Annotated in this window: 29 protein-coding genes; 25 read left to right on the plus strand and 4 right to left on the minus strand. The window is 32.2% G+C overall.

Going from position 1 to position 21,819, the window contains the following annotated elements; translation table 11 throughout:
* Positions 1-4: 4 nt before the first annotated feature.
* The 8 genes from ACZ2G2_RS04820 (at position 5) to ACZ2G2_RS04855 (ending at position 6,709) form a co-directional block, all read left to right on the plus strand.
* Positions 5-319 (plus strand): hypothetical protein, encoded by a 315-nt coding sequence (locus tag ACZ2G2_RS04820; protein WP_090841729.1) that lies wholly within the window; start codon positions 5-7, stop codon positions 317-319.
* 13 nt (positions 320-332) lie between these two features.
* Complete coding sequence (locus ACZ2G2_RS04825) at positions 333-1,547, plus strand: aminotransferase class V-fold PLP-dependent enzyme (RefSeq protein WP_470394277.1); 1,215 nt, start codon at positions 333-335, stop codon at positions 1,545-1,547.
* 53 nt (positions 1,548-1,600) lie between these two features.
* Positions 1,601-2,398 carry an META domain-containing protein gene (locus tag ACZ2G2_RS04830; protein ID WP_470394278.1) on the plus strand — a complete coding sequence of 266 codons (798 nt, stop codon included), beginning with the start codon at positions 1,601-1,603 and terminating at the stop codon, positions 2,396-2,398.
* Between the two features lie 103 nt (positions 2,399-2,501).
* Positions 2,502-2,927, plus strand: a complete 426-nt coding sequence (locus ACZ2G2_RS04835; RefSeq protein WP_090841735.1) for a SufE family protein — start codon at positions 2,502-2,504, stop codon at positions 2,925-2,927.
* 61 nt (positions 2,928-2,988) lie between these two features.
* Positions 2,989-3,315: a DUF59 domain-containing protein gene (locus tag ACZ2G2_RS04840; RefSeq protein WP_090841737.1), complete on the plus strand. Its 327-nt coding sequence runs from the start codon at positions 2,989-2,991 to the stop codon at positions 3,313-3,315.
* 12 nt (positions 3,316-3,327) lie between these two features.
* Positions 3,328-5,163, plus strand: coding sequence for an ABC transporter ATP-binding protein (locus ACZ2G2_RS04845; protein ID WP_470394279.1), 1,836 nt, complete (start codon positions 3,328-3,330; stop codon positions 5,161-5,163).
* 19 nt (positions 5,164-5,182) lie between these two features.
* A complete protein-coding gene (locus ACZ2G2_RS04850; RefSeq protein ID WP_282069288.1) occupies positions 5,183-5,686 on the plus strand; it encodes a DUF2480 family protein in 504 nt (167 codons plus the stop codon).
* Between the two features lie 117 nt (positions 5,687-5,803).
* Positions 5,804-6,709, plus strand: a complete 906-nt coding sequence (locus ACZ2G2_RS04855; RefSeq protein WP_470394281.1) for a DUF3078 domain-containing protein — start codon at positions 5,804-5,806, stop codon at positions 6,707-6,709.
* 212 nt (positions 6,710-6,921) lie between these two features.
* Here the strand turns inward: ACZ2G2_RS04855 and hflX are convergent, their stop codons facing one another.
* Positions 6,922-8,151 (minus strand): GTPase HflX, encoded by a 1,230-nt coding sequence (gene hflX, locus ACZ2G2_RS04860; protein ID WP_470394282.1) that lies wholly within the window; start codon positions 8,149-8,151, stop codon positions 6,922-6,924.
* A 77-nt stretch (positions 8,152-8,228) separates the two neighbouring features.
* Here hflX and ACZ2G2_RS04865 point away from each other — a divergent pair, with 77 nt between their 5' ends.
* Positions 8,229-9,200 (plus strand): endonuclease/exonuclease/phosphatase family protein, encoded by a 972-nt coding sequence (locus ACZ2G2_RS04865; protein ID WP_090841749.1) that lies wholly within the window; start codon positions 8,229-8,231, stop codon positions 9,198-9,200.
* Here ACZ2G2_RS04865 and ACZ2G2_RS04870 read toward each other — a convergent pair.
* Positions 9,197-10,363, minus strand: coding sequence for a DUF3095 domain-containing protein (locus tag ACZ2G2_RS04870; protein ID WP_470394284.1), 1,167 nt, complete (start codon positions 10,361-10,363; stop codon positions 9,197-9,199). The two genes, ACZ2G2_RS04865 and ACZ2G2_RS04870, sit on opposite strands and share 4 nt — an antisense overlap.
* Positions 10,364-10,530: 167 nt before the next feature.
* Between ACZ2G2_RS04870 and ACZ2G2_RS04875 the strand changes: the two genes are divergently transcribed.
* From ACZ2G2_RS04875 to ACZ2G2_RS04930, 12 genes are all read left to right on the plus strand, one after another.
* Positions 10,531-10,893 carry a hypothetical protein gene (locus tag ACZ2G2_RS04875; protein ID WP_282069292.1) on the plus strand — a complete coding sequence of 121 codons (363 nt, stop codon included), beginning with the start codon at positions 10,531-10,533 and terminating at the stop codon, positions 10,891-10,893.
* Between the two features lie 58 nt (positions 10,894-10,951).
* Positions 10,952-11,521 (plus strand): helix-turn-helix domain-containing protein, encoded by a 570-nt coding sequence (locus tag ACZ2G2_RS04880; protein ID WP_101203638.1) that lies wholly within the window; start codon positions 10,952-10,954, stop codon positions 11,519-11,521.
* Between the two features lies 1 nt (position 11,522).
* Entirely contained in the window at positions 11,523-11,969 is a 447-nt protein-coding gene (locus tag ACZ2G2_RS04885) for a response regulator (protein ID WP_090841758.1), read from the plus strand.
* 3 nt (positions 11,970-11,972) lie between these two features.
* A complete protein-coding gene (locus tag ACZ2G2_RS04890) occupies positions 11,973-13,757 on the plus strand; it encodes a CHASE3 domain-containing protein (RefSeq protein ID WP_470394287.1) in 1,785 nt (594 codons plus the stop codon).
* A 267-nt stretch (positions 13,758-14,024) separates the two neighbouring features.
* Positions 14,025-14,603, plus strand: coding sequence for a hypothetical protein (locus ACZ2G2_RS04895; protein ID WP_470394288.1), 579 nt, complete (start codon positions 14,025-14,027; stop codon positions 14,601-14,603).
* Between the two features lie 21 nt (positions 14,604-14,624).
* The gene (locus tag ACZ2G2_RS04900; RefSeq protein ID WP_470394290.1) at positions 14,625-15,092 is read left to right on the plus strand and encodes a hypothetical protein; all 468 of its coding nucleotides are present in this window, start codon (positions 14,625-14,627) and stop codon (positions 15,090-15,092) included.
* A gap of 26 nt (positions 15,093-15,118) precedes the next feature.
* Complete coding sequence (locus tag ACZ2G2_RS04905) at positions 15,119-15,271, plus strand: lmo0937 family membrane protein (protein ID WP_116823882.1); 153 nt, start codon at positions 15,119-15,121, stop codon at positions 15,269-15,271.
* 49 nt (positions 15,272-15,320) lie between these two features.
* Positions 15,321-15,791 carry a hypothetical protein gene (locus tag ACZ2G2_RS04910; protein ID WP_470394293.1) on the plus strand — a complete coding sequence of 157 codons (471 nt, stop codon included), beginning with the start codon at positions 15,321-15,323 and terminating at the stop codon, positions 15,789-15,791.
* A gap of 37 nt (positions 15,792-15,828) precedes the next feature.
* Positions 15,829-16,287, plus strand: coding sequence for a ferritin-like domain-containing protein (locus ACZ2G2_RS04915; protein WP_470394295.1), 459 nt, complete (start codon positions 15,829-15,831; stop codon positions 16,285-16,287).
* Between the two features lie 23 nt (positions 16,288-16,310).
* Complete coding sequence (locus ACZ2G2_RS04920) at positions 16,311-16,523, plus strand: hypothetical protein (RefSeq protein ID WP_090841770.1); 213 nt, start codon at positions 16,311-16,313, stop codon at positions 16,521-16,523.
* Between the two features lie 10 nt (positions 16,524-16,533).
* Positions 16,534-16,674, plus strand: coding sequence for a hypothetical protein (locus ACZ2G2_RS04925; protein WP_282069296.1), 141 nt, complete (start codon positions 16,534-16,536; stop codon positions 16,672-16,674).
* A 70-nt stretch (positions 16,675-16,744) separates the two neighbouring features.
* The gene (locus ACZ2G2_RS04930; RefSeq protein WP_470394297.1) at positions 16,745-17,896 is read left to right on the plus strand and encodes an AsmA family protein; all 1,152 of its coding nucleotides are present in this window, start codon (positions 16,745-16,747) and stop codon (positions 17,894-17,896) included.
* Between the two features lie 71 nt (positions 17,897-17,967).
* Here the strand turns inward: ACZ2G2_RS04930 and ACZ2G2_RS04935 are convergent, their stop codons facing one another.
* The gene (locus tag ACZ2G2_RS04935; RefSeq protein ID WP_090841774.1) at positions 17,968-18,300 is read right to left on the minus strand and encodes a single-stranded DNA-binding protein; all 333 of its coding nucleotides are present in this window, start codon (positions 18,298-18,300) and stop codon (positions 17,968-17,970) included.
* Positions 18,301-18,567: 267 nt separating this feature from the next.
* Here ACZ2G2_RS04935 and ACZ2G2_RS04940 point away from each other — a divergent pair, with 267 nt between their 5' ends.
* The 4 genes from ACZ2G2_RS04940 to ACZ2G2_RS04955 are packed head-to-tail and all read left to right on the plus strand — an operon-like array spanning position 18,568 to position 21,334.
* Entirely contained in the window at positions 18,568-19,104 is a 537-nt protein-coding gene (locus ACZ2G2_RS04940; RefSeq protein ID WP_101203646.1) for a GNAT family N-acetyltransferase, read from the plus strand.
* Between the two features lie 6 nt (positions 19,105-19,110).
* Positions 19,111-19,458: a hypothetical protein gene (locus tag ACZ2G2_RS04945; RefSeq protein ID WP_090841778.1), complete on the plus strand. Its 348-nt coding sequence runs from the start codon at positions 19,111-19,113 to the stop codon at positions 19,456-19,458.
* A 4-nt stretch (positions 19,459-19,462) separates the two neighbouring features.
* Entirely contained in the window at positions 19,463-20,587 is a 1,125-nt protein-coding gene (locus ACZ2G2_RS04950) for a DUF2891 domain-containing protein (protein ID WP_470394299.1), read from the plus strand.
* Between the two features lie 54 nt (positions 20,588-20,641).
* Complete coding sequence (locus tag ACZ2G2_RS04955) at positions 20,642-21,334, plus strand: hypothetical protein (protein ID WP_470394300.1); 693 nt, start codon at positions 20,642-20,644, stop codon at positions 21,332-21,334.
* A gap of 2 nt (positions 21,335-21,336) precedes the next feature.
* Here the strand turns inward: ACZ2G2_RS04955 and ACZ2G2_RS04960 are convergent, their stop codons facing one another.
* Positions 21,337-21,804, minus strand: coding sequence for a CBS domain-containing protein (locus tag ACZ2G2_RS04960; RefSeq protein WP_470394302.1), 468 nt, complete (start codon positions 21,802-21,804; stop codon positions 21,337-21,339).
* Positions 21,805-21,819 lie beyond the last annotated feature (15 nt).

Below are 21,819 nucleotides of genomic sequence, written 5' to 3' on the forward strand. Positions count from 1 at the left end.
AAATATGGATATTTTAAACATTTCGAATAAAGTTTTCATCAAATTAATTAGCATTTGCTTGCTAATTGCAATTGTTACCGGAGGTCTTTTTTACATGACTAAAGGTGGTTTTTTTGATGGTATATTATTAACTTTTGTTGGATTATCATGTACTTATATGTTATTGGTACTTTCGGTTTTTGTTTTTAAAAACCTGACTAATTTACTAGCAAAAGGTAACATAAAAACTTATCAAGTTGCTTTAGCGCTAATAGTAACACTTGCTATTTGCGTGTCATTATTTATTATGCTGTTTAAAGCCATATCAAAAGCGTTTTAATTTATTACCAATTATGTTAGATATCAATAAAATACGTCAAGACTTTCCAATACTTAAAAGACAAGTAAATGGTAAACCGTTGGTGTATTTTGATAATGCTGCCACATCACAAACACCACAACAAGTTATAGATGTAATAGTAGATTATTATTCTAACTATAATGCAAATATACATAGAGGCGTACATGCACTAAGTCAAGAAGCAACTGATAAATACGAAGAAGCAAGACTGACAATACAACATCATTTTAATGCTGAAAAAGCACACGAAATAATATTTACGTCAGGAACAACGCATAGTATAAATTTAGTTGCTAATGGTTTTGCTACACTATTACAAAAAGATGACGAGCTTATTGTATCTGCTCTAGAGCACCACAGTAATATTGTCCCTTGGCAAATGTTATGCGAAAAAACAGGCGCTATCCTAAAGGTTATTCCGATGACTTTGGAAGGCGAGTTGGATATGGACGCGTACTCTAAATTACTTTCAAATAAAACAAAACTTGTTTTTGTTAATCATATATCAAATGCTTTAGGAACAATAAACCCTATAAAAAGTATTATTGATCAAGCACATAAAGTTGGTGCTGCAGTATTGATAGATGGGGCACAAGCTTGTCCACATATCAAACCTGATGTGCAATCTTTGGATGCTGATTTTTATGTAACTTCTGCTCACAAAATTTGTGGACCGACAGGTATTGGAATGCTATATGGTAAAGAAGCATGGCTTAATAAAATGCAACCCTATCAAGGTGGTGGAGAAATGATTGACCAAGTCACGTTTGAAAAAACAACATATGCTGGTTTACCTCATAAATTTGAAGCAGGAACACCCAATATTTGTGGTGGAATAGCTTTTGGTGCTGCATTGGATTACATGAATGCTATCGGATTTGATGCAATAGCAGATTATGAGCACGAGTTACTAGACTATGGTACAAAACAACTAGAAGCTATTGATGGTCTAAAAATTTACGGGACCTCAAAAAACAAAACTTCAGTTATATCTTTTAATTTAGAAGGTATACATCCTTACGATGTTGGTACTTTACTAGATAAAATGGGTATTGCTGTACGTACTGGTCACCATTGTGCACAACCAATTATGGCATTTTATAAGATTCCTGGCACAGTCAGAGCATCTTTTGCCTTTTACAATACAAAATCCGAAATTGACGCTTTAGTTGAAGGTGTTAAAAAAGCAAAAATGATGTTATCTTAATAGTTTGGCTTCTTTTTTGTAATATTATAATCAAATACCAAAATATTACTTCTATGAAAACAATTACTATTTTACTTTTTTCTATTCTTCTTAACAGTTGTGGATCAACTCAAGACACAAAAAGTAGCTTAACTCAAGATATGTCAGCAACACCACTTAACGGAACTTACAGTGTAACTACTCTAGAAGGTAAAGCAACAACTAATTCTAAATTATCAATAGGCTTTGACAATGCTACAAATCGTGTATATGGTTTTTCTGGATGTAATAATTTTTTCGGTACATATGCAGTGGATGGAGACCAAATCACTTTTAGCCAATTAGGATCTACTAAAAAAATGTGTCCAGAAGCAGAAAACACAATCGAAACCAACTTTCTAAAAACACTACAAGAAACTACTAACTACAAAGTAGATGGTAACGCCATAACGTTATTACACAATAAAAAAGAACTACTTAACGGTATGCAAGCATCGGATACTGCAGATACACAAAAACAAGATAACGGAATGTCATTTAGATACTCCGCATCAACTAGAGGTAGTTATACGTTAATAGAAATAGATCAAAACACTATAAAATCACAATTTAATAGATCAGAAAAAGCAACAGTTAAAACCTGTAGTAAAGCAGACTGGTCAACATTACAAGATTTAACAGATAGTATAGATATAGAAACTCTTGAAAAGCTTGACCCACCAAGCAAAGCGCATCAATATGACGGTGCAGCAGCAGCAAGTTTAACCATCATAGTTAATGGTAAGCAATATAGTACGCCCTCTTTTGATGCAGGAAATCCTCCAGCAGCAATCGCAGTACTAGTAAACAAGATTTTCGCACTAACCAAATAGCAAGCTAAACAAGAAGCGTAAAATTTTCAAAATTATCTTTAAGACTTCTTTAGTAATTAATCAGTGAATATTGATTAATTTTGTAATCGAAATTATATTGAAAATGCAGACTATAAAAGAAATACAAGACGAGATTATTGATGAATTTTCCATGTTTGAAGACTGGGAAGAGCGTTATCAATACATGATCGATTTAGGAAAATCATTACCGCTTATAGCTCCAGAATACAAAACAGAATCCAATATAATCAAGGGTTGCCAAAGTAAAGTTTGGGTACATGCAGAGCTTAATGATGATCAAATAGAATTTACAGCTGATAGTGATGCCATTATAACTAAGGGTATTATTGCTATTTTAATACGCGTATTTTCTAATCAGCACCCAAAAGATATCCTAGACGCAAACACAGATTTTATCGACGAGATTGGCTTAAAAGAACATTTATCTCCAACACGAGCTAACGGTTTAGTAAGTATGATCAAACAGATAAAAATGTATGCCATAGCATATCAAACACAATTAAATTAATTCGCTTAAGCGGAATTAAAAAAACAAATTTTCTTTTTAAAAGGAAATGAAAAAGTATAAAATGAGCGAGACTACAATAGATACAGCAGAATTAGGAGAAAAAATAGTAAAGGTTTTAAAAACCATTTTTGATCCAGAAATACCAGTAGACATTTACGAATTAGGATTAATTTACGATGTTTTTGTTAACGAAGATTATGATGTAAAAATCTTAATGACATTAACAACACCTAACTGTCCTGTTGCCGAAACGTTACCTTTAGAGGTAGAAGAAAAAGTAAAATCTTTAAACGATGTTAAGGATGCCGAAGTAGAAATTACTTTTGATCCACCATGGACGCAAGATTTAATGAGTGAAGAAGCTAAACTAGAGCTTGGTATGCTTTAATGCCAAAACACAATGGCTAGACAAGCACCAAAATCGCTAAAAGAAGGTAATAAAACCAATCTCAAAAAATCTTTTAGCGCTTTAATTTATATCCCTAGATTTTTTAAAGAAATCTGGAACACCAATAAAAAACTATTTTTAGGCTCTGCTTTTTGCAGACTTATTGGTGCTGTTTTACCAGTTATTATTCTATGGATTGGTAAAATAATAATTGACGAAATTATAATACAAACCAAATTAGATGCTTCGGACCTTACACAACTTTGGACCTATGTTGGTATCGAGTTTGGTTTAATTGTATTGTCCGATTTAATTAGTCGCGCCATACAATTGACGGATAGCTTATTAGGTGACGCCTACTCTATTGACACCTCTGTAAGAATCATAAAAAAAACCAATCAAATAGATATTAGTCTACTTGAAGATTCTGAATTTTACGATAAATTAGAGCGTGCCAGAACACAAACCACTAGTCGTGTTGGTTTAATGTCAAATGCATTAGGAGAAGTACAAAGCCTAATATCCATTGCAACACTTGTTGCCGGTTTAATATACTTTGAACCCTATCTAATTATCCTTTTAGTATTAAGTATTATTCCGTCTTTTATAAATGAAATCTATTTTAGTCAACAACAATACTCTTTAGCTAGAGGTTGGACTGCAGAACGAAGAGAATTAGATTACTTAAGATTTATAGGAGCAAATGATAAAACAGCAAAAGAAATTAAACTATTTGGTCTAACAGACTTTGTAGTAGACCGTTTTAAAAACCTATCTCAAGAATATTACGACCTCAACAAAAAACTAGCAATAAAAAGATCTGCTTTAGGTTTTGTCTTTAATGTTTTGGGAACCTTAAGTTATTATGGTGCGTATGTGTTTATAATTTATCGTGTTATTTCTGGCGTTATTACTTTAGGAGAATTAACCTTTTTATCGGGTGCTTTTAATAGATTAACAAGAAACTTACAAGACTTCTTTTCTAAGTTTACACGTATATCAGAAAGCGCATTATATTTAAAAGACTATTTTGATTTTATTGATATTTCAATAAAACCAAAACATAACGAGGATATGCCACTACCAGAAACGATAACTGAAGGGTTTGAATTTAAAAATGTGGAATTTTCTTATCCAGAATCTGACAACAAAATATTAAAAGGGATTAGCTTTAAAATTAAAGCAGGAGAAAAATTAGCCTTTGTTGGTCAAAATGGTGCTGGTAAAACAACATTAACTAAGTTATTATTACGTTTTTACGAACCTACGTCTGGCGAAATATTATTAGATGGCGTTAATATTAATAGATTTAACAAAGCAAAATATCAAGCTTTTTTTGGTGTGATTTTTCAAGACTTTTTTAAATACGAATTTACCGTTAGAGAAAACATAGCTATTGGCGATATTAAAGAAATAAACAATCAAGAAAAGATTGAAAATGCAGCCGAGCTAAGTTTAGCTAACCAAGTGGTGTCAGAACTTAAAAAAGGTTACGACCAACAACTAGGAAAACGTTTTGCTAAAGGACAAGAATTGTCTGGTGGGCAATGGCAAAAAGTAGCATTAGCTAGAGCGTATATGAAAGATGCTAAAGTGATGATTTTGGACGAGCCTACCTCTGCATTAGATGCTAAAGCGGAAAGCGATGTTTTTGATCGTTTTATAGGTTTAACAAAAGACAAAACCAGTATTATCATTTCGCACAGATTTAGCACTGTAAGACAAGCAGACAAGATTTTAGTACTAGACGAAGGTCGTGTACTAGAAATGGGTACACATGAAGCGTTAATGGCTAACCAGTCATTATATGCCGACTTATTTAAACTACAAGCAGAAGGTTACCAATAATATTACTTATTTTTAAATTATGGCTGAAGAGATTATTAATCGCGTTGCGAATAGCAAACTAGTAACTATTGACCTTGAGGATTATTATCCAAAAGGAAAACGTGTTGTGCTAGATATTAAGGATTGGTTGTTTCAAGAATTGGTTTTAAAAGAGCAAGATTTTAGAAATTACATCAAAAATCATGACTGGAGTCAGTATCAAAATCAGTACGTAGCTATCACATGTAGCGCCGATGCGATCATTCCGGATTGGGCTTTTATGTTACTGGTCGTAAATTTACAGCCTTTTGTCGAAAAGAGCCATATTGGTACACTTGAGGATTTAGAGACTGCTATTTACCAAGACATAATTAGTGCAATTGATGGTACTATTTACCAGGATAAGCCGGTTATTATTAAAGGCTGCAGTAAGCTGCCAGTGCCTATAAACGCTTATGTTATGATAACAAATAAGCTTAAACCTTACGCTAAAAACATCATGTACGGCGAGGCGTGTTCTTTTGTGCCATTATTTAAACGTTAACAACTTCTTTAAAAATACAACTAACTGATTATTAGTTGTTTGTATTTTTTTGTTATTTTTAGAGTTATTAGTTCTAAACCGTATATTTGCAACCGATTTACTAAAACTATAAGAATTATGAAAAAAATATTTTTAACAGGTGCATTATTATTAGGAATGGTTTCTATGAATGCCCAAACAAAAGAAGAATTACACGCTCAAAAAGTAGAAAAGCAATCTGTTGCTGATGCAGCTCAAGCGGAAGCTAATGCTTTACAAGCACAAATAGATGCTTTACCAGGATGGAGAAAAGGTGCTTTTGGTACTATTGGAGGAAGTCTTTCTGAATTTAGCAACTGGTACTCTCAAGATGCAGCGAATAACTCTTCTGGAAGTATTGGTGTAACTGTTAACGGTTTTGCTAACTTAATTGAAGAAAAGTTTTTCTGGAGAAACAATCTTAACGTAAACTTAGGATGGGTAAAATTAGATAACAAAGATGACGCTACAGATAGCGACAAATTTAATGCTACTACTGATGTTTTTAACATCTCTTCTCTATACGGAAGAAACATTGCTAAAAATTTAGCTGTATCTGGATTAGCAGAATACAGAACTACATTTATAGACAACTTTAACGACCCAGGATATTTAGATGTTGGTGTTGGTTTAACTTGGACACCTATTGAAAACTTAATAGTTGTTGCACACCCTTTAAACTACAACTTTGTATTTGCTAAAAACGATGCTGTTTTTCAATCGTCTTTAGGAGCAAAAATAGTTGCTGACTATACACGTCAAATTGGAGCAATTAGCTTTAAATCTAACTTCTCTACTTTCCAATCTTACGAAGATGGAGATTTATCTAACTTTACTTGGATAAACAGTTTTGGTTACAACTTATGGAAAATGATTGGTGTTGGTTTTGACTTTGGTTTAAGAAGCAACAAGCAAGAAGCTGCAAACGCACAGTTAACAACTTTATCTGGTGCTGATAATAAATTACAATCTTACTGGTTAGTTGGTTTAAACTACCAATTATAATAGTAATTACAATACATAATAAAAAAAGCACCTTTTTAAGGTGCTTTTTTTTATGCGTTAAGGATGGAAGTGGCATCCTTTTTTGTAAACTTTAATACTCTAAATTAGGTGTAGTTTTACTACTACCTTTGTACTTATTAATTAGGTTAAACATAATACAAAAAAGATATAACGGACAGCCTGACCCTTTTTAGGGTAACGCCCATATTATACTACTCTTCCTCGTCTAAGTTATCGTAATCGTAATCTGGATATAAGAAATGGTTGTAAGGGAAACGCGTCACGTGTATTTCTCTAACCTCATCATAAATACGTTTTTTGAAATCTTCTAAATTACGTTTGTTTAAGGCAGAAATAAATAGTGCGTTATGCTCTCCTACTCTGCTCATCCATGTTTTTTTCCATTCTGCTAAAGAGTAATGTTCTCCGGTACGCTCAGCAATTAAATCCGTCTCGTCAAATGGTTTGGCCTGGTAAGCATCTATTTTATTAAACACCATTATTATTGGCTTGTCTGCACTGTCAATTTCGCCCAAAACTTTGTTTACAGACTCAATATGGTCTTCAAAATTTGGATGCGAAATATCGACAACATGCAATAATAGATCTGCTTCTCTAACCTCATCCAAGGTACTTTTAAAACTGTCTACTAATTGTGTTGGTAACTTGCGGATAAACCCTACGGTATCCGTTAATAAAAAAGGTAGATTTTGAATGACTACTTTTCTAACAGTTGTATCAAGGGTTGCAAATAATTTGTTTTCGGCAAAGACCTCAGACTTGCTAACAGTATTCATCAAAGTAGATTTACCAACGTTGGTATATCCAACTAAAGCCACTCTGACCATCTTACCACGATTACCACGTTGTACTGACATTTGCTTGTCAATAGTCTTTATCTTGTCTTTAAGCAAGGATATCCTATCACGGACAATACGTCTATCTGTTTCGATTTCTGTCTCTCCAGGTCCACGCATACCAATACCCCCTTTTTGACGCTCAAGGTGTGTCCACATCCCTCTTAGTCTTGGTAATAGGTATTGACATTGTGCTAGCTCTACCTGTGTTCTGGCATAACTAGTTTGTGCACGCTGTGCAAAAATATCCAGAATCAAATTGGTACGATCTAATACTTTTACGTTTAGGATTTTACTTATGTTACGCTCTTGAGACGACGATAACTCGTCATCAAAAATAGCAGTCCCGATGTGATTGTCTTCAATATACTGTCTTACCTCTTCCATTTTACCTGTCCCTATGTATGTTTTAGGGTTAGGCATTTCCATTTTTTGGGTGAATCGTTCTGATACTTCACCACCTGCTGTAAAGGTCAAAAACTCAAGCTCATCAAGGTACTCCTTAGATTTCTCTTCGTTTTGTTCTTTAGTTACAACACCAATTAAAACTGCTTTTTCAAGCGATATATCTTTTTTTTCTAACATATAAATAATTATACTACAAAGTTACGCAATTGTATCCATAATAAATTCGCTATTTTTAGGCTTCTAAATTTATACTATTGAAATTTAACATCTTTAAAACAAAAACCTTACAGCACACATTTGCTTTTTATAATATAGAAAATCTATTTGATATTTATAAGGATGATTTAACGCGTGATAGAGACTTTATTCCAACCTCAGAAAAACGTTGGACTATAAAACGCTATAATAATAAGCTACGTAAAATTGGGTATGCCATTTCTAACATTGGTAAAAAGGAAACGAAAGCACATCCTGCGATTATTGGTTTGGCCGAAATAGAAAATGAAGCTGTTTTAAAAGATTTAATTAACTCCAAACATCTAAAAGAATATGCCTACCAATTTGTGCATTACAATAGTAAAGATGAACGCGGTATTGATGTCGCTTTTGTTTACGATAGCGAAAAGTTTAAAGTGACCAACTCTGAGGTGTTTACGTTTAGTTTTAAAAATGAGGATGGCAGCTCTGATTATACCCGAGACATATTACTAGTGTCTGGATTGTTTTTAGGTGAATCGATTCATTTTTTAATAAACCATTGGCCATCACGACGCACGGGAGGTTATGAAACCGAACACAAAAGACTTACAGCCTCTACTAATTTACAGGCTATTATTAGTACCTTAAAAGATAATATTCCGGATGCTAGAATTGTTGTTATGGGCGATTTTAATGATAATCCAAATGATAAAAGCATAGAACTATTAATGGAAAACCAGGGATTATTTAATCCAATGGAAACTTTAATATCTATTGACAGAGGGACGACAAGTCACCACTCTGAATGGAACTTATTTGATCAAATATTATTTACGCCTAACTTTTTTGAGAGTAAACCTAAAAGTCTTAGATATGTCAAAGCAGATATTTACGATGCGGACTTTTTAAAACAATTAGATGGTAAATATAAAGGCACGCCTTACCGTACTTATGTTGGAAAAAACTACAAAGGCGGTTATAGTGATCATTTTCCGGTGTACATGATTTTAAAGAAAAAACTAACCTAATTAAAGGTTCTGTTTTTAAGCTTTTCTTTAAACATAATAGCTGCACTAGTATACCCACCTTCTGTACCATCTACAAAATGGATGTGTTTTTCTTTACGGTCTTGAATGTAACAAGACATAATAGACGCGTGTGTGGTGTGTAATCCGTAAATAATTTTATTGTTTGACTCTAAATCATCCAACAATATTTGCAACCTACTAACCTGTTTATTAGTACCAGAAATTACTGTATTAATAGACCCATCTAACATAATGGTATCAGACAATTGGCTGACTTTATACACATAACGCTTACCTGCTTTAAACAACTTAAAATAGTACTTTCCAAAAATAGTAATTAACCAATTGTTTAATAAATAGCTGGTTTTGTTTTTACCCAACTTAACATGCATTTCTTTTTTTATTTTTTCAATGGATGTGTTTAGCCTAAGTTTTAAAGCGTTAATTGGATTACGATTGTTTAAGTCGCCAAAAACATAGTTAATCTCATTCATTATTGTCCCGTATATTTCGGCTTGCTTTTTTTCGTCATTACAATTTACAAGTAAACAAATCACTTTTTTCTCAGTTTGACTTGGGGAAATCTCGTCCCATCGGCATTCCATACCTTCTAGGTTAAGCGCTAATACACTAGTATCACCATGAGACGCTTTAAAATTGTCTTTAATAACGTTTTCGGCATATTTTATACCATTACCTAAAACCACGGGAGTTGTAAGGTATTTATTGTGTCTAAGCTTAGTAATCCTTAAGGTTACATTATTGTTATAAACCTTTTCTAGCTCTAAATGTCCTACTCTTAAATTAAGATTTAAAGTGTTTTTTATATGTTGACTATAATTATTTAAAGCCTCTAAAACGGGAGTTAATATAGTATTAGGCATAATAAATGTGGATCCATCACCTCCAAAAAAATAAGGGATTTCAATCTTTTTATTAACTGTTTTTATAGTATTTAAAACTGTTATTATACTACCTGTAGCACACAAATTAACATCGTTATGAAACCCGTTTGCTACTGCTGCTGTTGAGTTTTCGATATCGGTCACAACAATAGACCAATTTTTAGGCACACTAGAAAACAAGCTCTCATCCTTTAAAAGGTCTGTTAAGGGCAGACTATTTTTAGAGATCTTTTTATAAAAATTTAAATCAGATTTCATACACCAATAAGCATTAATTAAATAAACACTCAGATTTTAAAGATACGTTATTAACGCAATAATCAGATGTCATTGCAAATTATATAACAACACTAAAAAATTGTGTAACTAAAAAAAATAATGTCACAATACCTTTGTTGGACATTAACTAATCACAATCTAAAATTATGAAACCCAACAAAATCCTTTTAATAATTACTACCCTTTGCATAATGCCATTAATTATTATGTCTACAAATAACGAGGTGAAAATAGTGAGTCATTTAACTCCAATAAATACTACAAAACCCACTAACAACACAGACAAAAACACTTCTATTAATCAAGCCTTAGGACTTACTATTAATGACACTTATTTTGATATAAAAGTAAAGGTCCCAAACTACACTGTCAACACCAATAGCAATCAAAATGTAGTAATTACCGCCAAAGACACTGTATTTGTTTTAGATCAAAAAGCAACCGAAGACCTTACCAAATACACTATTAACAATTTAGCTAAAATCACTAAAATTGTTATTAAAAACTAAAAATTAGAATTTAGTATCTTTATAATATTATCTTTATTTTGTAACTTAATTATTTACTATGACATTGTTTTTTAAATTCGATTTTAATGCCATTTGCCAAATAGTTTTAGAGCAAATACTAAATGATAATAGTATTAAATATAAGTCTGTAGGTTTTGGAGAAATAGAAGTTTTAGAAAAACTATCTAAAGAAAAACAAGACCAGCTGCAAAATGCTTTAGCAAATTATCAAATTGATATTGTTGAGAATCAAAAAAGTATTTTGGTTCAGAAAATTAAAGACACTATTATTGACATGGTGTTTAATGAAGACGTTGTGGTAAACGTAAAAAGCTCTGTATATTTAGCCGAAACTTTAGAACATAGCTATGGCTATCTTAGTAACTTGTTTTCTGAAGTTACCTATACTTCTATTGAGAATTTTATAATTCTTCAAAAAATAGAATTCGCAAAACAATTAATTATTAAACAAGAATTTAGTTTAACTGAAATTGCTTTCAGACTTAACTATTCTAGCGTAGCGCATTTAAGCACACAGTTTAAAAACACAACGGGAATTACACCATCCGCTTTTCAGCGAATTATTGCCAAAAGAAGAGCCTTAAACCAACAAAATAAGACAGACTAATATGCAGGAAGATTATATAAACATTACGCTAGCAGATGATGACGAAGATGATAGGTTGTTTTTTACCGATGCATTTGATGACATTAAAATAACCACAAGAGTTAAAACTTTTAATGACGGTGTCTACTTAATGGACTATTTAAATAGTGACGATGCTTTGCTACCAAACGTATTGTTTTTAGATTTAAATATGCCAAGAAAATCAGGTTTAGAATGCTTAAAAGAAATCAAGCAAAACCCTAAATTTAAAGATATTGCAATTGCAATTTACTCGACCTCAGCATCCGAAGAAGACATTGAAAACACTTTTATACAAGGCGCAAATATTTATATAAAAAAACCAAGTGATTTTAAAACACTAAAAAAAGTATTAGCCGAAGTTGTTACCATTAACTGGCAATACCACACTAACAGCATGAATAAAGACAACTTTTTACTTCGTTTTTAAACTATGATTAAAACATTATCAAATAATATTTCCTTTTTAAGAACCATGCTTTATATAAGCGCATTGGTTATTCTTGTTGTTGGTGCCTTAACGTACAGAAGTATTACTGAGGTTACAAAATCTTCTGAGATGATTACCCATACATATAAGGTAAATGTCGAGCTAGAACAGGTTTTGTCTTATTTAAAAGATGCCGAAACAGGGCAACGTGGCTATATAATTACTAACGACTCTGTTTTTTTAGAACCTTATATTTCAGGACGTAGTAAAATAAACAACAGTTTTGCAGAGCTTAAAGTTTTAGCAAAAGACAATACTACTTTAACCAATAGCTTAAAGGATCTAAACCTATTAATTAACAAAAGGTTATTAGCTTTTCAAACGTCTTACAGGTCTTTACCAAAAAATGATATTGATGATCCTGCTTTTATCCAAAACTTCAAGAATGGTAGAGTGTTAATGGATAGTATTAGAGATCAAATTAAGGGCGCTATTGCTATACAAAACAACCTTCTAAACCAACGAAATAACGAATATAAAAGCGACTTAATGGCAACGCCTTTATTATTGTTTTCCTTATTGTTATGTTCGTTATTATTAATGTATGCTGCATACAATAGTATTTACAAAAACATCAAACAGTTAAAAGCTACTAACGAAGAATTAGAAATTTTTAAAGAATCCACAAACCAGTCAGAAATTGTAAGTAAACACGGTAGTTGGACTTGGAATGTAAAAACAAACACATTTACCTATTCTGATAATTTATATAGGTTATTAGGCGAACAGCCACAATCTTTTAAACCTACCATAGAAAACTTTTTAACCTACGTACATCCAGAAGATGTGGACCAGCTAAGTAAGCAAGTAGAACAAATGAAGGAGAATGTTGAGCTACCGTACATCTATTACAGAGTGGTTCATAAAAATGGAAATGTAAAACATCTAAAGGCTTATGGTAAATCTTTAGTTAATGATGAAGATGAAACCGTGTTACTTGGAACAACAGCAGATATAACTGACGAAATTATTAGCTTTAAAGTACTAGAAGAGCGTAATGCAGAGTTAGAACGAAACAATAAAGAATTATCTTCTTTTAATTATGTTGCCAGTCATGATTTACAGGAGCCATTAAGAAAAATTCAAACTTTTTTATCACGATTAGAAGATGAAGAAGTTGATAAATTGTCACCAAAAGGGATTCGTTATATAGACCGAATCAAAAATGCAGCAACTAGAATGCGTTTACTAATTGATGATTTATTACAATTTTCTAGATCAAACAAAGCCGATAAAGTTTTTGAAGACTCTAATATAAACTTGATTTTTGAAGCTGCAAAACAGGATTTGGCAGAAGTTATTTCAGCAGAAAATGCTATTATAACATCAGATGCATTTCCGTCCATGAAAGTCATCCCGTTTCAAATTCAGCAATTATTTGTTAACCTATTAGGTAATGCTATTAAATACAAAGCAGAAGGTGTTATTCCAAAAATAGAAATCACACATCAAGTTGTGGAAGCAGATAAAGAAGACGGTATTATAAAACCTAAAAATCAGTTTTATCATAAACTAGTATTTACAGATAATGGTATTGGTTTTGATAACACATATGCCGAGCAAATATTTACACTATTTAATAGACTACATAACAAAGACGAATACTCTGGAACCGGGATTGGTCTATCTATATGCAAAAAAATTGTAGAAAACCATAAAGGGTATATCACCGCAAAGGGAGAACCTAATAAAGGTGCAACCTTTACCGTTTACCTACCAATTGACTAAATTCTTTTATTTTAATATATCTAAAGCCTTACATCACGTAAGGCTTTTTTTTATGCATAAAATGTAATGCTATATTGAAATCATATAACCTTATACTAAAATGATGTAACAGCAAACCTCTTGTTATATCGCAACTTTGCATTGTATTTAATACGGAATGTAATACACAAGATGCTAATTCTGTAAACAATATCAAAAATGATGTAACAGCAAACAAACAAGTCGGTTGCATCTTTGTACCAACAATAATTAACAAGTAAAAAAATAATGAAATATCTGAAAAATAGAAGATTTACAGTTGTGCTCTTCTTTACAGTATTACTAATTGCTTTAAGTTTTAATTCTTGTGACGAGTTTATTAAAAGTAAAAGCCAACAGAATAAAGAAATAGAGCAAACACAACAAACAATAGCAACTAATAAAAACGAAGCAAAACTGCTATTAATGTTATCAAAGGATAATCAAGATGTTATCCACTTAAGTAAAAAATTACAACATGTAGTAACTAAAGATAGCGCAGTAGCCTTGATAAAAAAGATAGAAGAAACGCACATTGAAATAGCTGAAGCATTTAATACAGTAGCCACTAACAAACTAATATCAATACCAAATTACTCAGAAATATCACCCAGTAATGTTATAGTAGATAGTAGCCAAGAAAACAAAATAAAAGCATTACAAAAATTGAAAGCTATAATAGATAATCAGCTCTTTCTTTTAAACAAGCTATCAAAAACAACAAATAGCAAAACGTTTAAAAAACTGATTGTTAAAGCAGATTCAAAAATTAACGACAGTTTAACCAGAACAAAAAATATAATTAACACCCTTAACACTAACAGTTAACAACAATTAAAACATCTAACTATGAAAACAGCAATTATTACATTAGGACTTATCGCTTCAAGTATATTATCAGCAAACGCAGCAGAACTTGATTTCTTAGAGCAACAACTATTAACAGATACTAGCATAACATTACCAATTAGCACACCTATCGAGCCAGAAAATGATGCCGAAACGCAAATTTATCAATGGTCTGTAAAAACTACCACTGTTGTATTTACCGGAACTGCAGATAATTTAAAGGATGCTAACAAGCAAATAGCAATGATCTCCAAAACAACTACAATACTACAAAAAGACATTACTAGTATAAACCTAAGTAAAGCAACAAGTACAGAACAAGTTTATACTTGGGGCGTTGTAACAGATCGTGGTTATGCCACAGGTGTAGCAACAAGTGCAGATCAAGCAGAAAAAATGGTAAAACTTATGGGGAACACAGAAGTCCCTAAGTCTAAAATTATCGAATCTTTTAAATCAAGAAAATAAACTATTAATCTAAAAAATAAAACATCATGAGAGGACTACTTTATATCATCGCAGTAATACTTGTAATTGGTTGGGCATTAGGATTTTTTGTCTACAGTGCAAGTGGATTAATTCACATCCTATTAGTCATAGCAGTAATTGCAATTTTATTAAGACTAATTGGAGGAAAAGGAGTCTAACAAGACTACTTAAATAAAACATTAAAAACATAACACTCAAACAACATAAATGAAAACATTTATATTATCAGTATTAGCCCTTACACTTTCAGCATTTACAGTAAACGCTCAAGACATATCTAAAAACGCTTTAGGTTTAAGACTAGGAGACAATGATGGTCTTGGAGCAGAAATCTCATACCAAAGACACCTAAATGACAACAACAGATTAGAGTTTGACTTAGGTTGGAGAGACTCAGATAACTTAGACGTTTTTAAACTAGTTGGTTTATACCAATGGGTAATGCCAATAGACGACAGTTTTAACTGGTACGTTGGTGCTGGAGCCGGATTTGGATCTTACGATAACGGAAATAACGATGGGACGTTTGCATTAGTAGCAGGAGACATTGGTATCGAATATAATTTTGATATTCCCTTACAATTATCATTAGACTTTAGACCAGAATTAGGATTTGATGATGATTATAGTGACGATGTAGATTTTGATATAGCCTTAGGGATACGCTATAGATTCTAAAAACAAATTATTATTAACACAACAAAAACTCAAAACCATGAAAATCACAAAAGACAATAAAGAATTAGTAAACACTTTACAAGATTTATTACAAAAAAATTACGATGCAGAAGCTGGATACAAACAGGTCATGCAAAAAACAGAAAACCAGCCATTAAAAAACTGGATGCAACAAAAAGCGTTACAACGTAACACATTTGCAACTGAGTTGGACTTTCAAATTAGAAAACATAACGCAGAGCCAAAAGCATCTGGAACTTTAACTGGAGATTTACATAGAGGATGGATTAATGTAAAATCTACATTAACGTCAGATACCGATGAAGCCTTATTAGAAGAGTGTATCAGAGGTGAAAAAGCAAGTTTAACGGAATACGAAGAAAAGCTAGAACGTTTTAATGAAGATTCTGAAATCAAAACAATTATTCAAACTCAGTTAACCACAGTAAGATCGGCATTAAACACCGTAAAAAAACTGGAAGACATCATAAGATAAACTAACCTTAAAAACCAAAAATCATGAAAAAGTTAATATATACATTCCTGACACTAGCTGTTTTAAGCACCTCATTTGTGGCGTGTAGAGAGCAAACTAAAAAGGAAGAGGTAATGGAAGAGATGAAAGATGATGGTGCTGAGATGAAAATTAAAGACAACAAAGTCAAAATGGAAACCGAAACTAAAAAGGTGAAAATTACTGACGATGAAATCAAAATTAAAGACAAATCTTAAACCATAAAAAATGAAAAAAGCACCATATGCATTTGTAGTCTTATTTTGTTTAGCAATAACATTATCTGGATGCAGAGAAGAAACAACAGGAGAAAAAGTAGAAGACGCAGTAGAAAGTGTAAAGGATGACGTTGAAGACGCAGTAGATTAAATTTACACTATATTGTAAAACCTTAAGGCTCGCGTAAGTAAGCCTTTTTTTGAATAATAGTAAGAGCAATATGACACTAAAAACAAAGAAAAACAGAGGAATTAAAAAGAAAAGGTATTTGATACCTTTAGCTTTAATAGTGGTATTAATTGCTTTTAGACTTTATTTACCAATACTAGTTAAAGACAATGTAAACAAAGTACTAGCCGATATACCTGGTTATTACGGACAAGTAGAAGATATTGATATTTCGTTAATAAGAGGCGCTTATGTTATTAATGGTATGTACTTAAATAAAGTCAATGCCAAAACACAGATTCCTTTTTTAAAATTTCCAAAAACAGATATATCAATAGAATGGAAATCGTTATTAAAAGGACATATTGTTAGTGAAATACTAATGACTGATCCTGAAATAATCTACGTACAAGAAGATCAAGAAACAGCAAGTAAAGCGCCTGATGTTGACGATTGGACCAAAGCGTTAACAGACTTAGTCCCGATAGACATTAACCATTTAGACATTAAAAATGGTAAACTAGCCTATGTACAATTAAATACGGATCCAAATATCGATTTACAATTTAATACTATCTCGTTACAAGCCGACAACTTAAGAAATGTAAAAGAAAATGAGCTAATCTTACCATCTCCAATTACAGCAACAGCCCTGTCCATTGGAGGAGGAAAAGTAACACTTAATGGTAACGTCAATATTATTAATGAAATACCAGACATGGATGTGTCCTTTGCTTTAGAAGATGCTGATGTAACAAGTTTAAACCCATTTACAAGACACTATAGCGGTATTGATTTTGAGTCTGGTACATTTGGGCTTTATAGTGAAATTGCAATAGCGGACGGTTATTTTAAAGGTTACATGAAACCACTTTTAAAAGACTCTAAACTAATAGGTAAAGACGATGGTGTCCTTGGTGTTATTTGGGAAGGTTTTGTGGGCTTTTTCAAATTTGTATTAAAAAATCAAAGTACAGATACTATTGCTACTAAAATACCAATGGAAGGCGATTTAAATAATATCCAATCTGGTGTACTAACTACTATAGGAGGTATATTTAAAAATGGATGGATAAGTGCATTTAAAGGAGAAATTGATGATGATATAGAGTTTAAAGATGCATTTACAGACAAAGAACTTACCAGAAAAGAAAAAAGAGCGCTGAGAAAAGAAGAAAGAGAAGCGAAAAAAAATAAAGACTAGAAAAAGAAAATTATAATAAAAAAAAAGGAGGCTATTTAGCCTCCTTTTTTGTGTCAAATTATTACAAACCACTACTTCCCTAGCAACAACAATTCATTACAAAGTACTTCTGTTGTATAACGTTTCATACCGTCTTTATCTTCCCAACTTCTTGTGGTTAACTTTCCATCTATAGCCACTTCTTTTCCTTTGATAACATATTTTTCTATAATGTCTGCGGTTTTCCCCCACGCAACAATTTGATGCCATTGCGTATCTGTAATTTTCTCGCCTTTTGCATTTTTATAACTTTCGTTTGTGGCTAATGTAAATCTTGCTAACTTTTTACCAGATTCTAAATTAATAATTTCAGGATCTTGTCCAAGGTTTCCAATTAACTGTACTTTGTTTCTTAACGTATTCATAAGATAAGGTTTTAATAGTATTGAATTTCATTAGTTCCATTCAACACTGCAAAGATGATTTAGTAACCAAATATTAATCGGTAGTTACGCATTTAATGTCGGTTGTAAACGTTTGTTGTCGTTTGTAAACGGAAATTACGTATCTTTCCTTTTCAATTTAACTATTTATGAAACAATTATTTACACCATTATTTTCTATCACTCAGAAGCTAGAATATATTTTGAATTAGTAATTGAGAAAATAAAATTCAACTATAAAAAATAAGCATGAGTATTTACATAGAAACAGAACGGTTACTACTTCGCGAGTTTGAAGACCAAGATGTTGATGGGCTGTTTGCATTAGATTCCGATCCACTAGTACATAAATATTTAGGTAACAAACCCGTAACCAATAAAGACCAATGTTTAGAATACATTGCCACATGTAAGCAAAAATATAAAGCACATGGCATTTGTAGATTAGCACTTATAGAAAAAAAGTCGGGCGATTTTATTGGTTGGTCTGGCTTAAGACTTATTGACGATTACACGTTTAATAATCGCACTAATTTTTACGACGTTGGTTACCGACTTATACCCAAATATTGGAATAAAGGGTATGCCACAGAGTCTGGAAAAGCTGCTGTTAATTTTGGCTTTGAAACACTGAAGTTAGATACTATTTTCGGTTTAACCGAAATAAAAAATGAAGCGTCACACAATGCCCTGTTAAAAATAGGTCTAGATTATATTGAGGATTTTTATTATCCCGAAGACGCTATACAATTACGTTGGTACGCCATTAAAAACCCTAATTTATAAACAATCATGAATAAAGCTTGTCCCGAATGTGGAGATAAAATAGTTGGTCGGATAGATAAAAAATTCTGTAGTGACGGTTGTAGAAATGCACATAACAATAAAGTTAACAAGGATGGTAAAAACTTAATCCGTAACATTAATAACCGTTTACGTAAAAATTGGCGCATTTTAGAAAGCCTAAATCCTGATCAAAAAACAAAAACCACCAAAACTAAATTAGAAGCCAAAGGTTTCGATTTTAATTACTTTACAAGTATTTACACCACAAAAGCTGGTACTATTTACTACTTTGTCTATGACCAAGGTTACTTGCCTTTAGACAACGATTTTTATGCACTTGTAAAACGCCAATAATACTATGAAAAACCTATTTATTTTACTGCTAGTTTTCATTTTTAGCTGTAATAAAAACAATAACGTAGCACCCACACCTAATCTTGATGTAACTAAAAATCAAGTTGTAGCAAACGTAACTCCAATTCCGCTTGACGGAAAAAAAGCAACATATCTATATCATTTTGCATACACTTGTTTGGATCAAGAATATCCTAACAAACTAAATCAGGTTTTAGGAGATGGTACATATTTAAAAACACCACAACAGTTACATCCTGCTTTTTATGGCTGTTTTGATTGGCACAGTTCTGTACATGGACATTGGACTTTAGTTAATATTTTAAAAGATTTTCCTGATTTTAAATCTAGAGATGTTGTTTTAGCTAAGCTGAAAGCAACCTTAACAGAAACAAATATTTTAAAGGAAATAGACTATTTTGATGACCAATACAACAAAACATTTGAACGTACTTATGGTTGGGCTTGGCTACTTAAATTAGCCGAAAGCCTAAAAGAATGGGACACGCCGGAAGGCCAACAACTATCAAAAAACCTAGCCCCTTTAACAGCACTTATTGAGGAAAAATGCATCGCTTTTTTTAATAAATTAAATTATCCAATCCGTGTTGGAGAACATCCAAACACCGCTTTTGGGATGAGTTTTGCATTGGATTATGCTAAAAAATACAGTCCAAAATTAGAACAAGTAATTATTGACAAAGCCAAAGTATTTTATTTAAAAGATGAAGGGTGCCCGATAACTTGGGAGCCTGGAGGTTTTGATTTTTTATCACCTTGCCTACAGGAAGCCTCACTTATGGCTAAAGTATTACCAAAAACAGAGTACATCAAATGGTTGGATGCGTTTTTACCTGATTTTAGACACAATCCATCACAATTTATAAACACTGTAGAAGTGGTTGACAAAACGGATGGCAAAATGGCACATTTGGATGGTTTAAATTTTAGTCGCGCTTGGTGTTTGTATGAAATGGGCTTGATATTAGACAACCAAAACATGATGGCCTTAGCTAATACCCATTTTAATGCTAGCTATAATAAAATGGATTCTGGAGAATATGCTGGTGCGCATTGGTTAGCATCTTTTGCATTGTATGCTTTAAAATCTGGAACGCAAAAACTGTAACTAATCATTCCTTTTTTATACTAATAGTATAGCAACCATAAACCAGCTTTTTAAATGTCAACCACTATTATTGTTTTTCTAATAGCCTTTGCTATTGCAATTATTATTTTATTAATCTATTATTTTAGTGCCAAAACAACCATTTTAAGACGATTAAAAAAAGTGGGTTTTAGTAGAATTGGTAGTCTACAAAATAACCGTTTTGCTAAAATAGAAGGTACTGCACTTAACATTGGAGATCCTTTAATAGCACCATTAAGCAAACGTAAATGCGTGTTTTATAAAATTAAAATTGAGAGAAAAGAAAGTAATGGTAAAAGCGCACACTGGAAAACAATAGTTAACGAAAAAAGAATTCAAGATTTTTTTGTTGAGCAAACAGGAGAGCGTCTTATTATTTTCCCGATGCAAGACCCAAAAAACTATTATGATTATTTAGATACGGATAAAACAGTAAGCTCTGGCACGTTTAAAGATCCCACACCTGAATTTAAAGCACTTCTAGAAGCATATAATATTAAGACAGAATCCGTCTTTGGTTTTAATAAACAACTACGCTATACTGAAGCTATCGTAGAAGTTGGCGAGCGCATAACCGTAGCTGGGCATGTCAAATGGATAAAATTAGACAACCCGGTAAAAGACTATAATTATTCTAGCATAGCTTCAATTACAGCCAAAGCGGATGATAAAATTTTAATTACAGATACACCTGAAGCATTGCGACCAAAACATGGTCGTGCGTAACACTATTTCCAGTTATGACCTTTTAATTGCATGGCTGCTTTTAATATGTCTTTTTGGCTAATTTGCCCGACTAATTTTCCGTCTTCTACTATTGGAAAACGTCTACGTTTAGATTCTAAAAAACGATTAGCAGCGTCAAAAACATTAAGATTACCGTCTATTGTTTCGACATTTTTTGCCATATGTTTCTCTACACTATTATTTTGTGTTGGCATATTATAATATCTACTTTCACTAATTTGCTTAATGCAATCGCCTTCAGAGATAATACCAATCAATTCGTTTTTTTCATTAACCACTGGTCCACCAGAAATCTTATATTTAATTAATGTGTCTATTACTTCCTCTACGCTTTGCGTTGCTTTAAAAGTTATTAAATCTCTTGTCATGTAATCACTAACCTTTAAGGATTGATTACTTTCTACTTGCTGTTGTCCTTTTCTCGGACCTTCAAAACTTTTAATTCCCATACCTGTTATTTTTTA

This window comes from Olleya sp. KKT75 (assembly GCF_055635485.1).

Bases quoted from the DNA above. Each gene is read 5' to 3' on its own strand.
- ACZ2G2_RS04820 (WP_090841729.1), top strand. From the start codon at position 5: ATGGATATTTTAAACATTTCGAATAAAGTTTTCATCAAATTAATTAGC.
- ACZ2G2_RS04825 (WP_470394277.1), top strand. From the start codon at position 333: ATGTTAGATATCAATAAAATACGTCAAGACTTTCCAATACTTAAAAGA.
- ACZ2G2_RS04830 (WP_470394278.1), top strand. From the start codon at position 1,601: ATGAAAACAATTACTATTTTACTTTTTTCTATTCTTCTTAACAGTTGT.
- ACZ2G2_RS04835 (WP_090841735.1), top strand. From the start codon at position 2,502: ATGCAGACTATAAAAGAAATACAAGACGAGATTATTGATGAATTTTCC.
- ACZ2G2_RS04840 (WP_090841737.1), top strand. From the start codon at position 2,989: ATGAGCGAGACTACAATAGATACAGCAGAATTAGGAGAAAAAATAGTA.
- ACZ2G2_RS04845 (WP_470394279.1), top strand. From the start codon at position 3,328: ATGGCTAGACAAGCACCAAAATCGCTAAAAGAAGGTAATAAAACCAAT.
- ACZ2G2_RS04850 (WP_282069288.1), top strand. From the start codon at position 5,183: ATGGCTGAAGAGATTATTAATCGCGTTGCGAATAGCAAACTAGTAACT.
- ACZ2G2_RS04855 (WP_470394281.1), top strand. From the start codon at position 5,804: ATGAAAAAAATATTTTTAACAGGTGCATTATTATTAGGAATGGTTTCT.
- hflX (WP_470394282.1), bottom strand. From the start codon at position 8,151: ATGTTAGAAAAAAAAGATATATCGCTTGAAAAAGCAGTTTTAATTGGT.
- ACZ2G2_RS04870 (WP_470394284.1), bottom strand. From the start codon at position 10,363: ATGAAATCTGATTTAAATTTTTATAAAAAGATCTCTAAAAATAGTCTG.
- ACZ2G2_RS04875 (WP_282069292.1), top strand. From the start codon at position 10,531: ATGAAACCCAACAAAATCCTTTTAATAATTACTACCCTTTGCATAATG.
- ACZ2G2_RS04880 (WP_101203638.1), top strand. From the start codon at position 10,952: ATGACATTGTTTTTTAAATTCGATTTTAATGCCATTTGCCAAATAGTT.
- ACZ2G2_RS04885 (WP_090841758.1), top strand. From the start codon at position 11,523: ATGCAGGAAGATTATATAAACATTACGCTAGCAGATGATGACGAAGAT.
- ACZ2G2_RS04890 (WP_470394287.1), top strand. From the start codon at position 11,973: ATGATTAAAACATTATCAAATAATATTTCCTTTTTAAGAACCATGCTT.
- ACZ2G2_RS04895 (WP_470394288.1), top strand. From the start codon at position 14,025: ATGAAATATCTGAAAAATAGAAGATTTACAGTTGTGCTCTTCTTTACA.
- ACZ2G2_RS04900 (WP_470394290.1), top strand. From the start codon at position 14,625: ATGAAAACAGCAATTATTACATTAGGACTTATCGCTTCAAGTATATTA.
- ACZ2G2_RS04905 (WP_116823882.1), top strand. From the start codon at position 15,119: ATGAGAGGACTACTTTATATCATCGCAGTAATACTTGTAATTGGTTGG.
- ACZ2G2_RS04910 (WP_470394293.1), top strand. From the start codon at position 15,321: ATGAAAACATTTATATTATCAGTATTAGCCCTTACACTTTCAGCATTT.
- ACZ2G2_RS04915 (WP_470394295.1), top strand. From the start codon at position 15,829: ATGAAAATCACAAAAGACAATAAAGAATTAGTAAACACTTTACAAGAT.
- ACZ2G2_RS04920 (WP_090841770.1), top strand. From the start codon at position 16,311: ATGAAAAAGTTAATATATACATTCCTGACACTAGCTGTTTTAAGCACC.
- ACZ2G2_RS04925 (WP_282069296.1), top strand. From the start codon at position 16,534: ATGAAAAAAGCACCATATGCATTTGTAGTCTTATTTTGTTTAGCAATA.
- ACZ2G2_RS04930 (WP_470394297.1), top strand. From the start codon at position 16,745: ATGACACTAAAAACAAAGAAAAACAGAGGAATTAAAAAGAAAAGGTAT.
- ACZ2G2_RS04935 (WP_090841774.1), bottom strand. From the start codon at position 18,300: ATGAATACGTTAAGAAACAAAGTACAGTTAATTGGAAACCTTGGACAA.
- ACZ2G2_RS04940 (WP_101203646.1), top strand. From the start codon at position 18,568: ATGAGTATTTACATAGAAACAGAACGGTTACTACTTCGCGAGTTTGAA.
- ACZ2G2_RS04945 (WP_090841778.1), top strand. From the start codon at position 19,111: ATGAATAAAGCTTGTCCCGAATGTGGAGATAAAATAGTTGGTCGGATA.
- ACZ2G2_RS04950 (WP_470394299.1), top strand. From the start codon at position 19,463: ATGAAAAACCTATTTATTTTACTGCTAGTTTTCATTTTTAGCTGTAAT.
- ACZ2G2_RS04955 (WP_470394300.1), top strand. From the start codon at position 20,642: ATGTCAACCACTATTATTGTTTTTCTAATAGCCTTTGCTATTGCAATT.
- ACZ2G2_RS04960 (WP_470394302.1), bottom strand. From the start codon at position 21,804: ATGGGAATTAAAAGTTTTGAAGGTCCGAGAAAAGGACAACAGCAAGTA.